Source organism: Kineococcus aridisoli, from assembly GCF_050871885.1.
Taxonomy (GTDB): Bacteria; Actinomycetota; Actinomycetes; order Actinomycetales; family Kineococcaceae; genus Kineococcus.
Map to the genome: position 1 here is coordinate 1 of NZ_JBJLSF010000019.1, position 14,008 is coordinate 14,008.

A 14,008-nucleotide genomic window follows, 5' to 3' on the forward strand; every position below is an offset into this window, starting at 1 on the left:
GGGGCGCTTGCGGGACTGGGCGCTGGCGGGGCCCCGGCCCCACCGGCGCCCCCGGCCCCCCCCCCCGCCCCCCGCCCCCCCCCCCGCCGGCGGGCTCGCGGCCGTCGACCACGGGCTGCCGCTGCTGGGGCACCACCTGGTGCGCTGGGCCGAGCTGGCCCTGGAGCGGGCGGCCGCGCGCGCGGACGTGCTGGAGCGCAGCCGCCGCCTCGGCGCGGACCTGGAGCAGCTGCTGGTGCGGCACTGGAACTTCGCCGGCCCGGTCTGCCCGGAGCTCATCCGGCTGACCAGCCGGATGATGGCGCAGACCCCCACCGACGTCATCGCCGAGCTGCTGCCGGCCTTCAGCGCGCTCGACGAGCGGGAGGCGCTGCGGGCGCTGGCCGGCCGTCCCGTGCTCGTGCTGGCCGCCGAGCGCGACCTCATGACCCCCGCCGCGCACTCGCGCGAGATCGCCGACGCCCTGCCCGGCGCCGAGCACGTGCTGGTGCGCGGCGCCGGGCACCTGCTGATGCTGGAGCACCCGGCCGTGGTGACGGCGCGCCTGGAGCGGCTGCTGGCCCGCTCCGACGCCCGCCGCGCCGCCGCGCTGCACGAGGTCGTCGTGCCGCTGCCCCGGCGCACCCGGCGGCGGCGCCGGTGAGCGCGCTGGAGCTGGTGCTGGCCGGGCCGCAGGAGACCGCGGCGTTCGGCGCGCGCCTGGGCGCGCTGCTGCGCGCGGGGGACCTGCTGGTCCTCGCCGGCGACCTGGGCGCCGGCAAGACGACGCTCACCCGGGGCCTGGCCGAGGGCCTGGGGGTGCGCGGGCCGGTGACCTCGCCGACGTTCGTCATCGCCCGCGTGCACCCCTCGCTGCGGGGCGGGCCGCCGCTGGTGCACGTGGACGCCTACCGCCTCGGCTCGCTGGCCGAGGTCGACGACCTCGACCTCGACGCCTCCGCCGAGCAGGCCGTCACGGTCGTGGAGTGGGGTCGCGGGCTGGTGGAGGAGCTGGCCGGGGAGCGCCTGGAGGTGGACCTGCTGCGCCCGCACGGGGCGAGCGGCGCGGCCAGCGACGAGGTCCCCGTGGAGCCGCGCACGGTGCGGCTGCGCGGGATCGGCGCGCGCTGGGCCGGCCTGGCCGGGGACCTGGGCCTGGACGGGGGCACGGACCCGGGCCCGGGCCCGGGCCCGGACCCGGTGTGAGCACGCTGGCCGAGCGCGCCGGGGACGACCGCGTCCACGGGCACCGCTCGCGGGCGCTGCCGCCGGCGCGCACCGGTGTCCTCGTCCTGCACGGGTTCACCGGCACCCCGCTGAGCGTGCTGGCCTGGGCGCAGGCGTTCGAGGCCGCGGGCTGCGACGTCGAGGTGCCGCTGCTGCCGGGGCACGCCAGCACCCCCGCCGACTGCGACCGCACGGGCTGGGCGGACTGGCTCGCGGCGGCCGAGCGGGCGCTGGAGGCCCTCGACGGGCACGAGCGGGTCGTCGTGGCGGGGCTGTCGATGGGCGGCGCGCTCGCGCTGCGGCTGGCGCAGCTGCACCCGCTGCGGGTGCACGCCGTCGTCGTGGCCAACCCCGCCGTGGCGCTGCACCCGGCCAAGGCGCTCGCGGTGGCCACCCTCGGGCGGGTGCTGCCGAGCTGGCCGGCGATCGCCGGCGACCTGGCCGACCCGGGTGCGAGCGTGCTGGCCTACGACCGCACCCCGCTGCGCGCGCTCGTCTCGCAGACCGGCGGCTGGCGCGAGGTGCGCCGCGAGCTGCACCGGGTCACCCAGCCGCTGCTGGTGCTGCGCTCGCGCACCGACCACGTCGTCCCGGCCTCCTCGTCGCGGCGCGTCCTCGCCGGCGTCTCCTCCCGCGAGGTCGCCGAGGTGGTCTACGACGCCAGCTTCCACGAGCTGACCTCCGACGTGGACGCGCCCGCGGTGTTCGCCGACTCCGTGGCCTTCGTGCGGCGGGTCAGCTCCCGCTGAGCGTGCGCAGCCACCAGCCGGGGGCGTCCGCGAACGGCTCCGGCGGCGCCGGCCAGGCCGCCAGCGCCCGCGCCCAGCTGTGCGCGCGGGTCACCCGGCCCAGCCGCACGCCCAGCTCGACGGCGCGCTCGGCGGCGCGCGCGTCCGCGGGCGCCCAGCCCGCGGCGGCCCACTGCGCCAGGTAGGCCCGGCGCGCCGGGGCGGGGTCGGGCACGTCGAGGGCGACGAGCAGGCTCGTGAAGGGGTGCGCCACGCACGCGTCGCCCCAGTCGAAGGGCCGCCCACCGGCGGCGAAGACGTTGCCGTCGTGCAGGTCGTCGTGCTGCAGCGCCGCCGCCGGGCCGAGCTCGGCGAGCTCGGCGGCCTCCTCGCGCAGCCGGGGCAGCTGGTCGCGCACCTGCGGCGCCCAGCGCCGCACCAGCTCCGCGGCGACCTCGGGCAGCACCGGCAGGCGCAGGTCGGGCACGCCGAGCGCGACGAGGTCGTCGGCGTGCGCGGTGCTGGCGGCCTGCACCTGCGCGTAGCCGGCGAGGACGTCGGCCCAGCGCCGGGCGGCCGCGCCCGCGTCGGCCGGCGCGACCTCGCGCACGGTGGGGCCGCCGTCGGGCAGCAGCACCCGCCCGCGCTCGGCGTCGACCGCCAGCGGCGGCAGGGCGTGCGGCAGCCGCCAGCGCGCCAGCGCCTCCAGCAGCCGCACCTCGTGGCGGGTGGCCCCGGGGCAGGCCTTCAGCCACACCGGCCCGTCCGGCGTGCTCAGCCGCCACACCGTCGACCAGGGGCGGTGCTTGACGAGCTCGGCGGCCAGGACCGCCACCCCCCGCTCGGCCAGCCGCTCCCGGGCCCAGCCCGGCGCCCGCCCGTCCACCGCGCCGTCCCGCGCGCCGTCCCGCGCGCCGTCCTGCGCGCCGTCCTGCACCGCGTCCTCCTCCTGCACCGGCCTAGGATCCCCTGCGTGCTGCTGCTCGCGATCGACACGGCCACCGACGGCGTGGCGGTCGCCGTCTGCGACGGGGAGCGGGTCCTGGCCGCCCGCCGCGCCGGTGACGCCCGCTCCCACACCGAGGTCCTCGTGCCCACCGTCGGCGAGGTGCTCGCCGCCGCCGGCCGCGAGCGCACCGAGGTCACCGACGTCGCCGTCGGCGTCGGGCCGGGCCCCTACACGGGTCTGCGGGTGGGGCTGGCGACGGCGCGCACGCTGGCGCTGGCGTGGGGGGCGGCGGTGCACGGGGTGTGCTCGCTGGACGTGCTCGCCGCGCAGGCCGTCGCCGGAGGGCTGGCGGGGGAGTTCCTCGTGGCCACCGACGCCCGCCGCCGCGAGGTGCACACCGCCCGCTACGTCGCGGACGGGGACGGGGTGCGCCGCACCGCGGGGCCGGACGTGCTCGCCCCGGCCGCCGTCGAGCGCGCCGGGCTGCCGGTGGTGGGGCGCGGCACGCAGCTGCACCCGGACGCCCTCGGGCCGGCCACCGCGCCCTTCGAGGTCGACGGCGGCGCGCTGGCGCTGCTGGCCGTGGACGCCCTGGCCGGGCGGGGCGGGTGGCGGCTGCTGCCGCCCGAGCCGCTGTACCTGCGCCGCCCGGACGCGAGCGTGCCCGGCGCCCGCAAGCGCGTCACCGCCTGAGCGGCGGGCGCTCCTAGGGTGGGCCGGTGAGCGAACCCGCCGCGGCCCCCGCGCTGCGACCCATGCGCTGGTGGGACGTCGCCGCCGTGCACGCCCTGGAGGTCGACCTGTTCGGGCGCGGCGCCTGGTCGGTGGAGTCCTTCTGGGGCGAGCTGGCCCGGCCCGACCGCACGTTCCTCGTCGCCGTGCAGCCCGGCGGGGACCTCGTCGGCTACGGCGGGGTCGTCGTCGCGGGTGCCGACGCCGACGTGCAGACGATCGGCGTCGCGCGCACCGCCCAGGGGCGGGGGCTGGGGCGCCGGCTGCTGCGCGCGCTGCGCGGCGCCGCGCGCGACGCCGGCGCCACCCGGCTGCTGCTGGAGGTCCGCGCCGACAACGCCCCCGCGCAGGCGCTGTACCGCAGCGAGGGGTTCGAGCAGATCGCCCGCCGCGCGCGCTACTACCAGCCCGACGACGTGGACGCGCTGATCATGCGGGCGGACCTGCGGGGCTGAGGGGGTCCGCGCCGAGCGGCTCCACGACGAGCACCGACTGCCGGCCCGCCAGCCGGGTCAGCACGATCGTCGCCGGCCGCGACCCCTTCAGCGCCAGCTGCCGGCGCAGCTGGTCGGGGTCGACGGCCGTGCCGCGCTTCTTGACCGTCAGCGCCCCCACGTCGAGCGCGCGCAGGCGCGCCCGCAGCGGCTTCAGCCCGAAGGGCATGACCTCCAGCACGCGGTAGCCGCGCGCGAACGGCGAGGAGGCGGGTGCGTCGGTGCTGACGTAGGCGATCGTCTCGTCGAGCAGCCGGCCGCCGAGGTCGGCGGCGACGCGGCCGACCAGGCCCGCGCGGATCACCGCGCCGTCGGGTTCGTGCAGGAACCCCCCGACGGGGCCGACCTCGGCCTGCGGCAGGTCGGTGTCGTCGAGCTCGTCGACGCGGCCGCCGCGCACCACCCGGGCGCTGCGGGCGGTGCCCGCCCGCGCCAGCGGCCCGTGCCACAGCGCGCACTCCACGACCTCCCCGTCCACCGACGTCCACTGCGCCTCCGCGCCCGCGGGCAGCGCGGCGTGCGGGACGCCGGGGGCCAGCTTGGCGCCGGTGGCGGGGACGCGGGCGGCGGTCGCCAGCACGAACGACAGCGGGGGCGAGGTGGCCTCCGGGTCGAAGACGCGCCGTCCCGAGCTCGTGCGCCGGGCGGGGTCGAACCACGCCCCGTCGCCCTCGCCCAGCTCGTCGGCGACCCCGGCGGTGACGTCGGCGCAGCGCACCGGCCGGCCGAGGTTGTGGGCGGCGACGGCGGCGGTCACGGGGTCGGCGTCGACGGCCAGCACGTCCAGGCCGGCGTCCAGGAAGGCCAGCGAGTCCGCGCCCACGCCGCAGCCGAGGTCGGCCACGCGGCGCACCCCGGCGGCCGCGAAGCGGCGCGCGTGCTCGGCGGCGACGACGGCCCGGGTGGCCTGCTCGGTGCCGGCGGCCGTCAGCAGCAGCCCGTGCGCGCGGGGGCCGAGCTTGGCCGCCGCCCGCTCGCGCAGCCGCGCCTGCGTGGTGGCCAGCGCCGCCAGGTGCGGGTCGTGGCCGGCGCGGCGCAGCCGCTGGGCGAGGGCGACGGGGTCCTCGCCGGCGCTGCCGGCGAGCTCGTCGAGCAGCGCGCGGCCGGCCGGGGAGGTCAGCGCGTCGACGTCGTGGACGTTCACCCGGACGATGCTGCCAGGACGGGGACCGGATCTGGCACTCGGCCGACGTGAGTGCTAGCGTTCGGGAGCAGCGTCGGTGGCACTCCCCCCATGGGAGTGCCAACCGCGAGGCAGCGGCCGCCCGGCACCCGCGACGACGGTCGTCCGCCACCTCGCAGCCGACCTTCCCGCACGAGTACGCGACAGAGAAGGGGAGGGCCGCACCAGTGTCGGTCTCCATCACTCCGCTCGAGGACCGCATCGTCGTCAAGCCGCTCGACGCGGAGCAGACGACCGCTTCCGGTCTCGTCATCCCGGACACCGCCAAGGAGAAGCCCCAGGAGGGCGAGGTCCTGGCCGTGGGCCCGGGTCGCGTGGACGACAACGGCAAGCGCGTCCCCGTCGACGTCAGCGTCGGCGACAAGGTCATCTACTCCAAGTACGGCGGCACCGAGGTCAAGTACGGCGGCGACGAGCTGCTGATCCTCTCGGCGCGCGACGTCCTCGCCAAGGTCGCCAAGTAAGCGGCACGAGGTCCTGACGCCCCGGGCGCCCACCACCGGGCGCCCGGGGCGTTCCTCGTCCGCTGCCGAGCTCAGAAGGAGAACGCACCACATGGCCAAGCAGCTGTCGTTCAACGACACCGCCCGCAAGTCGCTGGAGCGCGGTGTCGACGCGCTCGCCAACGCCGTCAAGGTCACCCTCGGCCCCAAGGGCCGCAACGTGGTGATCGACAAGAAGTGGGGTGCGCCGACGATCACGAACGACGGCGTCACCATCGCCCGCGAGGTCGAGCTCGAGGACCCGTACGAGAACCTCGGCGCCCAGCTCGCCAAGGAGGTCGCCACCAAGACCAACGACGTCGCCGGTGACGGCACCACCACCGCGACCGTCCTGGCCCAGGCCATGGTCAAGGAGGGCCTGCGCAACGTCGCGGCCGGGGCGGCCCCGTCCGGCCTCAAGCGCGGCATCGACGCGGCCGTGGACGCCGTCAGCGACAAGCTCCTGTCGCTGGCCCGCGACGTCGACGGCAAGGGCGACATCGCCCACGTCGCGACGATCTCCGCCCAGGACCCGGCCGTCGGCGAGCTGCTCGCCGACGCCTTCGACAAGGTCGGCAAGGACGGCGTCATCACGGTCGAGGAGTCCTCCACGACCGCGCTGGAGCTGGACTTCACCGAGGGCATGCAGTTCGACAAGGGCTACATCTCGCCCTACTTCGTCACCGACGCCGACCGGCAGGAGGCCGTCCTCGAGGACGCCTACGTGCTGGTCCACCAGGGCAAGATCTCCACGGTGCAGGAGCTGCTGCCGCTGCTGGAGAAGGTCCTGCAGGCCTCCAAGCCGCTGCTGATCATCGCCGAGGACGTCGACGGCGAGGCGCTGTCCACCCTCGTGGTCAACAAGATCCGCGGCACCTTCAACGCCGTCGCGGTGAAGGCCCCCGGCTTCGGGGACCGCCGCAAGGCGATCCTGCAGGACATCGCCACCCTCACCGGCGCGCAGGTCGTCGCCGAGGAGGTCGGCCTCAAGCTCGACCAGGTGGACCTCGACGCGCTGGGCACCGCCCGCCGCGTGACGGTCACCAAGGACGACACCACGATCGTCGACGGCGCCGGCTCCTCCGAGGACGTCGCCGGTCGCGTGGCCCAGATCAAGGCCGAGATCGAGCGCACCGACTCCGACTGGGACCGCGAGAAGCTCCAGGAGCGCCTCGCCAAGCTCTCCGGCGGCGTCGTCGTCATCAAGGTCGGCGCGCACACCGAGGTCGAGCTCAAGGAGAAGAAGCACCGCATCGAGGACGCCGTCTCCGCGACGCGCGCCGCGATCGAGGAGGGCATCGTCGCCGGCGGCGGCTCCGCCCTGGTGCACGCCGTCTCCGTGCTCGAGGACGGCCTGGGCAAGAGCGGTGACGAGGCGACCGGTGTCGCCCTCGTGCGCAAGGCGGCCACCGAGCCGCTGCGCTGGATCTCCGAGAACGCCGGTCTCGAGGGCTTCGTCGTCGTCGAGAAGGTCCGCGCGCTCGAGCCCGGCAACGGCCTCAACGCCGCGACCGGCGAGTACGTCGACCTGCTGGCCGCCGGGGTCATCGACCCCGTCAAGGTCACCCGTTCCGCGCTGCGCAACGCCGCGTCGATCGCGTCGATGGTCCTGACCACCGACACCCTCGTCGTGGACAAGAAGGAGGAGGAGCCCGCCGCCGCGGGCCACGGTCACGGCCACGGCCACTGACCCCTCCTGACGCGACGAAGGCCCGGTCCCCCCGAGGGGGCCGGGCCTTTCGTCGTCCCGCGCGCCGCACCACACCGCGCACGGTGCTCGACGACGGGTGTCAGCTGGCGATGCGCAGCGCGCGGCGGCGCTCGGTGGCGTAGACGGCCTCGCGGTCGTCCTCGGTCAGCCCGCCCCACACGCCGTAGGGCTCGCGCACCTTCAGCGCGTGCTCGCGGCACTGCTGCAGCACGGGGCAGGTGGCGCAGATGGCCTGGGCGGCGGCGTCGCGGTTGCGGCGCGCGGGGCCGCGCTCGCCCTCGGGGTGGAAGAAGAGGTTCGGGTCCGCCTCGCGGCAGGCGCCGATGAGCTGCCACTCCCAGATGTCGGCGACGGGTCCGGGGAGGCGGGAGATCTCGGCCATGGTGCGCTCCTGGGGAGGGGAGGGATCTTGCTGACTGGGGATGAAGCTACAACCGCGCCAGAAGTTGTTCAAGCCCCTGGCGCGAAGTTGTTCACGGTGATCCGAGCGCGCCGCCACCGCGCCGGTCCCGGGTCATCCCCGGGTCACCCGCCGCGGAGGCCGAGAACGGCCCGAGCAGCCACGTCGCGGGCCCGCAGGTGGCGCGACGGTGCACAACCCGTGAACAACCCTGTGGATCGCGGCGTGAGCGGGCTCACACCCCGCGACCACGGGTCGCGACCCCGCTGAACAACCGTGAACAACTTCCGGGTGGGGGGTGAGTGGCGGGGTGTCCGGCGGCTTGGGAGGATCGGGCGGTGTCCTCCTCGGCTCAGGGAGCTGCCGTGCCGCCGGCCCCGCGCATGACGCTGACCGTCGCCGCCGTCGCCCGCCGGCTGGGCGTCGCACCGGCCACCCTGCGCACCTGGGACCGCCGCTACGGGCTGGGGCCCTCCGAGCACACCGCCGGCGCGCACCGGCGCTACTCCTCTGCCGACCTCGCCCGCCTGGTCGTCATGCGCCGGCTCACCCTCGAGGGCGTCGCACCGGCCGAGGCCGCCCAGCTCGCCGCGACCACCGCCGTCGCCGACGGCGGGTTCGCGCTGGCCAGCGTCTCCACCATCCCGGCCGCGGTCATCGAGGCCGCGGTCACCGACGCCGCGGCCATCGCCGGCCCCGGTTCCGGCGGCCTGGCGGCGCTGTCCGGCGACGCGCCCGCCCTGGGCCTGGAGCCGCTGGCGAGCCTGCGGGCCGACGCGGGCGCCGGGCCTGCCGACGCGGTGCCCGGCGAGCCCGAGGGGGCCGAGGACGAGGACGAGTCCGAGGACGCCGAGAGCCGCCCGCCGCTGCCGGGTGCGCGCGGCGGGGAGGAGGCCGCCGACTGGGCCGTCAGCAGCCTCGCGGACCGCTTCGGCGAGGAGGTGCGCAGCCGCGGCGTCGCCCCCGCCTGGGACGCGGTGCTCGGGCCGGCGCTGGCCACCCGCGACGCCGCCCTGCACGAGGCCGTCGCCCGGGCGCTGGCCGCGCTGCCGGTCGCCGCGGGCGAGCGCGCCGTGCTCCTGGCGGGCGTGGACGCCCGCTCGCACGGGCCGGTGCTGCTCGCGGCGGCCGCCGCGCTCGCCGAGACCGGCACCGCCGCCCGCGCCCTCGGCGACGGCGTGCCCGTGCGCGTGCTGGCCGCCGCGGTGCGCCGCGCCCGCCCCCCGGCCCTGCTCGTGCACGCCGCCGCCGCCCCCGGCGGTGCGCTGCTCGAGGAGCTCGCGGACCTGCTGCGCGTGCGCCCGGCCCCGCTCGTGGTGCTCTGCGGCGCGGGCTGGCCCGCCGACGCCGCCGACCGCCTGCCGGGGTGCGAGCACGCCCCCGACCTCACCGGTGCGGTCGCCCGCTGCGCGGAGGCCGTGCGGGCCTGACCGGGTCCGACCGGGTCCGACCGGGTCAGGCCGGTCGCGCGAACGGTTCCCGGCGCGTTCACCGCAGGTTCGTGCGCCGGGACCCTCAGGACCGGGCGATCACCTGCCGACAACTCCCTGTGTGGTGCACCCGACGTGCGCCGCGGCGAGGCCACGGACGGCCCCGCTCCACCCACACAGGGAAGAGGTCGTGGTGGCAACGGTTCTGGTCTGTGATGACCTTCCACTGGCTCGTGAGGCCATGCGGCGCATGGTCGCCGCCGTTCCGGGCGTGACCCGGGTCGTGGGCGCCGCTTCCGGCGAGGAGGCGCTGCAGCGCTGGCCCGTCGAGCGTCCCTCGCTCGTGATCATGGACGTGCGGATGCCCGGCATCGGCGGCGTCGAGGCGGCCCGGCGGCTGCTCGCGCGCCACCCCGAGGCGAACGTGCTCATGGCGACGATGGCCGAGGACGGCGACGGCGTGGCTCGTGCGGTCGCCTCCGGCGCCCGCGGCTACCTCGTCAAGGACGTCTCGCGCGAGGAGCTGGCCACGGCCGTCCTCCAGGCGCTGCAGGACGTCTCGCGCCGCCGCGGCGGCAACCGCACGCGCGCGGTGCTGACCGGCCGCGCGCCCGTCCTCACCGAGCGCGAGCAGCAGGTGCTCGTCGGGATGAGCCGCGGGCGCAGCAACGCGGAGATCGGCCGGGAGCTCTTCCTGTCCGAGGACACCGTCAAGACGCACGCCCGCCGGCTGTTCCGCAAGCTCGAGGCCGCCGACCGCGCTCAGGCGGTGGCTGTGGGATTCCGCTGGGGTCTCGTACGGTAGGCAGGTGAGCCCGGGGGGCGACGACGCCGGTGGACGGCAGGACGCGGACGCCAGACGGCGTGACGCCGGTCCTGCCGTCGTGCCCGACGTCCCCCGGGTGGAGCTCGCCGGACCCGCCCTGGACGGGTCCACGGGCGCAGACCTCGACCTGGACGCCGCCCCGGACGCCGCCGGGCAGCCGGACGCGGACGCCGGTCCGGACGCCGCCGCGGGTGTAACGCCCCCGCGGTCGGCAGCGATGAACAGCACGGATGCCGGGGGGCTCCAGGAACTGGCGACGCGCGCCCTGTCGGGGGAGCAGGGCGCGGTCGCCGACCTCCTGGCAGCGGTGCGCCGCCTCGTCCACCGTTACTGCCGGGCCAAGCTCGGGCGACTGCCCGGAGCTGATCACGCCGCCGAGGACGCGGCACAGGAGGTCTGCATCGCCGTGCTGACGGCACTACCCCGCTACAAGGACACGGGCCGCCCGTTCGAGGCGTTCGTGTACCGCATCGCGGCCAACAAGGTCGCCGACGCGCAGCGGGCCTCCTACCGGGCCCCCGTGCCCACCGACGACGTCCCCGACGCCGCCACCACCGAGCCGGGGCCCGAGCAGGTGGCCCTCGACGCCTTCGACGCCGAGACCGTCGGCCGGCTGCTGGACACCCTGCCGCCCAAGCTGCGCGAGATCATCACGCTGCGCGTGGGCGCCGGGATGTCCGCGGAGGAGACCGGCCGCGCCCTCGACATGACGGCCGGTGCCGTGCGCGTGGCGCAGCACCGCGCCATGCAGAAGCTGCGCAAGACCGCGCTGGCCGACACCTCGCTGCAGGTGGCGCCGTGAGCGGGCGGGACGGGGACGGTGGCCGCGGCCACCTGCGGGACGGGCACCTGCGCGGTGCCCGGGGACGAGCTGCGGACGGCGGGGGAGGGGACGTGGACGAGGAGTCGTTCTCGGTGCCCGAGCTGCTGGCCACCGACGCGCTGCTCGACCGCCTCGGCGCCCACCGGGCCACCGGCCGCGACCTGGACGACACCGTCGCGCGCCTGCTCGACGCCTACGCGCTGCACGCCGACCCCGACACGGCCGGTGTCCGGCCGGTGCCGATCGAGGAGATCGTCGCCGCGTCCGAGGCCGCCCCGGAGCCCGAGCCCGTCCAGGCGCCCCGCGTGCTGCTGGCCCGCCGCCGCACCCTGCAGCGGCTGGGCCGCGGCGGTGCGGCCACCGCGGCCGTGCTGGCGCTGCTGGGCGGCACCGCCGCCGCGGCGGCCACCGGCGCCGGCTCCCTGGGCGTGCGCGGTGGTCCCGTCCCCGCGGCGGTCTCCGCGCGGCTGCCGGAGTGGTTCCCGGACACCGTCTTCACCGCCTTCGCCGGCACGCCGGCCGAGCGCGCCCAGCGCGAGCTGCAGCAGGCCGTGCGCGAGGCCCGCGCCGGCGACTCCGAGGCCGCCCTGGCCCGCGTGAGCAACCTGCACGAGCAGCTGGCCGCCGCCGACATCGACGGCACGCTCGCCGAGGCCGTCGCCAGCACCCTCGCGGTGCTGCAGAGCGGCCAGGTCCCCGACGAGGACGTCATCGCGGGGGTGCAGCCCGGCTCCGCGTCCAGCGCGCCCGCGGGCACGCTGGACGCCCTCGTGGAGGCCTCCACGGCGACGACGGCCGCACCCTCGCCCGCGCCGAGCTGGGTGGCGCCGCTGGCCCCCGGCCGCACCACGGGCACCCAGCCGTCGACCTCCCCGTCCACCTCGCCGTCCACCTCTCCGTCGGCCTCGCCGTCCACGGGCTCGGACGGCCCCACCGGCAGCCCGACGGCACCGGGCGTCCCCACCGGGGGCGTGCGCCCGACGGCACCGGTCGTGCCGTCCCCGTCCGCGCCCGCCACCTCCGCACCGGCGCTCCCGCAGCAGCCGGCGCCCACCGCCTCGACCGGTGCGCCGTCCGCGCCGCCCCCCGGCGGCACCGGGAGCGGGTCGCCCACGGGCACCCCCGCCGACACCCCGTCCGGCACCGGGGCGCCCACCGGGCCGGGCTCGCCGACGGACCCCGGCACCGGTGCACCGACCGGGCCGGTGGACCCGTCCACCCCGGCCGCGCCGGAGCCGAGCGCGCCGGGGCCGAGCGCACCGGCACCGAGCGCGCCGGAGCCGGACGGGTCGGTGCCGCCGACGACCGACGCGCCCGCACCCACCCCGCCCGTCGAGGTCGTCACGCCGACGCTGCCGGTCGTCGTGCCGTCCCCGAGCGCCGGGGTCGAGCCGACGGCCGAGGTCGAGGCCACCTCCGCCGCGACCGCCCCGGCGCCCGAGCCGACCGCGGACGCGTCCGCGCAGGGCTGACGCGGGCCGTAGCATCGTGGGTGTGAGCGCGCGCAACCCCGAGGACACCGCTGCCGACACCGCCGCGAACCCCGAGCACGACCCGTTCGGGTTCACCGGGCTGACCTACGACGACGTGCTCCTGCTGCCGGGGGAGTCCGACGTCATCCCCTCCGAGGCCGACACCTCCAGCCGGATCTCCAAGCGGGTGACGCTGCGCATCCCGCTGCTGAGCTCGGCCATGGACACCGTCACCGAGTCGCGCATGGCCATCGCGATGGCCCGCCAGGGCGGTCTCGGCGTGCTGCACCGCAACCTGTCCGCCGAGGAGCAGGCAGCGCAGGTCGACCTCGTCAAGCGCTCGGAGTCGGGCATGGTGACCCAGCCGGTCACCACGACCCCCGAGGCCACCCTCGCCGACGTCGACGCCCTCTGCGGGCGCTACCGCATCTCCGGCGTGCCCGTCGTGGACCCCGACGGCACGCTCGTGGGCATCGTCACCAACCGCGACCTGCGCTTCGAGAGCGACTTCTCCCGCCCGGTGCGCGAGGTCATGACCAAGGCCCCGCTGGTCACCGCCCCCGTCGGCATCAGCACCGACGACGCGATGCAGCTGCTGCGCCGGCACAAGATCGAGAAGCTGCCGATCGTCGACGACCGGGGCCGCCTGACCGGCCTCATCACCGTCAAGGACTACACCAAGTCCGAGCAGTACCCGCTGGCCACCAAGGACGACGACGGCCGCCTGCGGGTGGCGGCGGCCATCGGCATCTTCGAGGACGCCTGGAAGCGCGGCATGGGCCTGGTCGAGGCGGGCGTGGACGTGCTCGTCGTCGACATGGCGCACGGGCACTCCCGCGCGGTGCTGGAGATGATCTCCCGGCTGAAGTCCGACCCCGCGGCCGCGCACGTGGACGTCGTCGGCGGCAACGTCGCCACCCGCGCCGCCGCGCAGGCGCTCGTGGACGCAGGCGTGGACGGCATCAAGGTCGGCGTGGGCCCGGGCTCGATCTGCACCACCCGCGTCGTCGCCGGTGTCGGCGTCCCGCAGGTCACCGCCATCCACGAGGCCTCCAAGGCCGCGCGCCCGGCCGGCGTGCCGGTCATCGGCGACGGCGGGCTGCAGTACTCCGGCGACATCGCCAAGGCCCTCGTGGCCGGCGCCGACACCGTGATGCTCGGCTCGCTGCTGGCGGGCTGCGACGAGAGCCCGGGCGAGCTGGTGTTCATCAACGGCAAGCAGTTCAAAAGCTACCGGGGCATGGGCTCGCTGGGCGCCCAGCAGACCCGTTCCGGCGCCCGCTCCTTCTCCAAGGACCGCTACTTCCAGAACGACGTCGCCTCCGACGACCGGTTCGTGCCGGAGGGCGTGGAGGGCCAGGTGCCCTACCGCGGGCCGCTGGCCGCCGTCGCCCACCAGCTCGTCGGCGGCCTGCGGCAGTCGATGTTCTACTCGGGCGCGCGCACCGTCCCCGAGCTGCAGCGGACCGGGAGGTTCGTGCGCATCACCGCCGCGGGGCTGAAGGAGTCGCACCCGCACGACATCCAGATGACCGTCGAGGCGCCGAACTACAGCGGTCGCTGAGGCCCGCC

At 77.1% G+C, this 14,008-nt stretch carries 15 protein-coding genes; 12 read left to right on the top strand and 3 right to left on the bottom strand.

All coding sequences use genetic code 11. The features are described from left to right. From ACRYM2_RS07550 to ACRYM2_RS07560, 3 genes are all read left to right on the top strand, one after another. Positions 1 to 643, top strand: a 643-nt coding sequence (locus ACRYM2_RS07550; protein WP_432521172.1) for an alpha/beta fold hydrolase, incomplete at its 5' end; no start/stop codon positions are given. Next, positions 640 to 1,185, top strand: a complete 546-nt coding sequence (gene tsaE / locus ACRYM2_RS07555; protein WP_432521174.1) for a tRNA (adenosine(37)-N6)-threonylcarbamoyltransferase complex ATPase subunit type 1 TsaE — start codon at positions 640 to 642, stop codon at positions 1,183 to 1,185. The genes ACRYM2_RS07550 and tsaE, both read left to right, overlap by 4 nt. Next, positions 1,182 to 1,955: an alpha/beta hydrolase gene (locus ACRYM2_RS07560; RefSeq protein WP_432521176.1), complete on the top strand. Its 774-nt coding sequence runs from the start codon at positions 1,182 to 1,184 to the stop codon at positions 1,953 to 1,955. Before tsaE ends, ACRYM2_RS07560 begins: the two co-directional genes overlap by 4 nt. Here the strand turns inward: ACRYM2_RS07560 and ACRYM2_RS07565 are convergent. Then, complete coding sequence (locus tag ACRYM2_RS07565; RefSeq protein WP_432521178.1) at positions 1,942 to 2,889, bottom strand: aminoglycoside phosphotransferase family protein; 948 nt, start codon at positions 2,887 to 2,889, stop codon at positions 1,942 to 1,944. The genes ACRYM2_RS07560 and ACRYM2_RS07565 overlap by 14 nt on opposite strands. 18 nt (positions 2,890 to 2,907) lie before the next feature. Here ACRYM2_RS07565 and tsaB point away from each other — a divergent pair, with 18 nt between their 5' ends. Together tsaB and rimI are read left to right on the top strand one after the other, a co-directional pair. Then, positions 2,908 to 3,576 carry a tRNA (adenosine(37)-N6)-threonylcarbamoyltransferase complex dimerization subunit type 1 TsaB gene (gene tsaB / locus ACRYM2_RS07570; RefSeq protein WP_432521180.1) on the top strand — a complete coding sequence of 223 codons (669 nt, stop codon included), beginning with the start codon at positions 2,908 to 2,910 and terminating at the stop codon, positions 3,574 to 3,576. 26 nt (positions 3,577 to 3,602) lie between these two features. Further along, positions 3,603 to 4,070 (top strand): ribosomal protein S18-alanine N-acetyltransferase, encoded by a 468-nt coding sequence (gene rimI, locus ACRYM2_RS07575; protein WP_432521182.1) that lies wholly within the window; start codon positions 3,603 to 3,605, stop codon positions 4,068 to 4,070. On the opposite strand, the gene ACRYM2_RS07580 is transcribed toward rimI, so the two are convergent. Then, positions 4,045 to 5,253, bottom strand: coding sequence for a class I SAM-dependent methyltransferase (locus tag ACRYM2_RS07580; RefSeq protein ID WP_432521184.1), 1,209 nt, complete (start codon positions 5,251 to 5,253; stop codon positions 4,045 to 4,047). The two genes, rimI and ACRYM2_RS07580, sit on opposite strands and share 26 nt — an antisense overlap. A 206-nt stretch (positions 5,254 to 5,459) precedes the next feature. On the opposite strand from ACRYM2_RS07580, the gene groES reads away from it, so the two are divergent. Continuing rightward, a complete protein-coding gene (gene groES, locus ACRYM2_RS07585; RefSeq protein ID WP_432521186.1) occupies positions 5,460 to 5,756 on the top strand; it encodes a co-chaperone GroES in 297 nt (98 codons plus the stop codon). 91 nt (positions 5,757 to 5,847) lie between these two features. Continuing rightward, positions 5,848 to 7,464 (top strand): chaperonin GroEL, encoded by a 1,617-nt coding sequence (gene groL, locus ACRYM2_RS07590; protein WP_432521188.1) that lies wholly within the window; start codon positions 5,848 to 5,850, stop codon positions 7,462 to 7,464. Between the two features lie 100 nt (positions 7,465 to 7,564). Here the strand turns inward: groL and ACRYM2_RS07595 are convergent, their stop codons facing one another. Then, a complete protein-coding gene (locus tag ACRYM2_RS07595) occupies positions 7,565 to 7,867 on the bottom strand; it encodes a WhiB family transcriptional regulator (protein WP_432521190.1) in 303 nt (100 codons plus the stop codon). Positions 7,868 to 8,268: 401 nt separating this feature from the next. Here ACRYM2_RS07595 and ACRYM2_RS07600 point away from each other — a divergent pair, with 401 nt between their 5' ends. The 5 genes from ACRYM2_RS07600 (at position 8,269) to guaB (ending at position 14,000) form a co-directional block, all read left to right on the top strand. After that, positions 8,269 to 9,315, top strand: a complete 1,047-nt coding sequence (locus ACRYM2_RS07600) for a MerR family transcriptional regulator (RefSeq protein WP_432521264.1) — start codon at positions 8,269 to 8,271, stop codon at positions 9,313 to 9,315. Positions 9,316 to 9,508: 193 nt separating this feature from the next. Continuing rightward, positions 9,509 to 10,120: a response regulator transcription factor gene (locus tag ACRYM2_RS07605; protein ID WP_041291960.1), complete on the top strand. Its 612-nt coding sequence runs from the start codon at positions 9,509 to 9,511 to the stop codon at positions 10,118 to 10,120. 238 nt (positions 10,121 to 10,358) lie between these two features. Beyond that, positions 10,359 to 10,943 carry an RNA polymerase sigma factor ShbA gene (gene shbA / locus ACRYM2_RS07610; protein WP_432521266.1) on the top strand — a complete coding sequence of 195 codons (585 nt, stop codon included), beginning with the start codon at positions 10,359 to 10,361 and terminating at the stop codon, positions 10,941 to 10,943. Positions 10,944 to 11,035: 92 nt separating this feature from the next. Continuing rightward, positions 11,036 to 12,436: a hypothetical protein gene (locus ACRYM2_RS07615; protein WP_432521192.1), complete on the top strand. Its 1,401-nt coding sequence runs from the start codon at positions 11,036 to 11,038 to the stop codon at positions 12,434 to 12,436. A 22-nt stretch (positions 12,437 to 12,458) separates the two neighbouring features. After that, complete coding sequence (guaB, locus tag ACRYM2_RS07620) at positions 12,459 to 14,000, top strand: IMP dehydrogenase (protein WP_420814580.1); 1,542 nt, start codon at positions 12,459 to 12,461, stop codon at positions 13,998 to 14,000. Positions 14,001 to 14,008 lie beyond the last annotated feature (8 nt).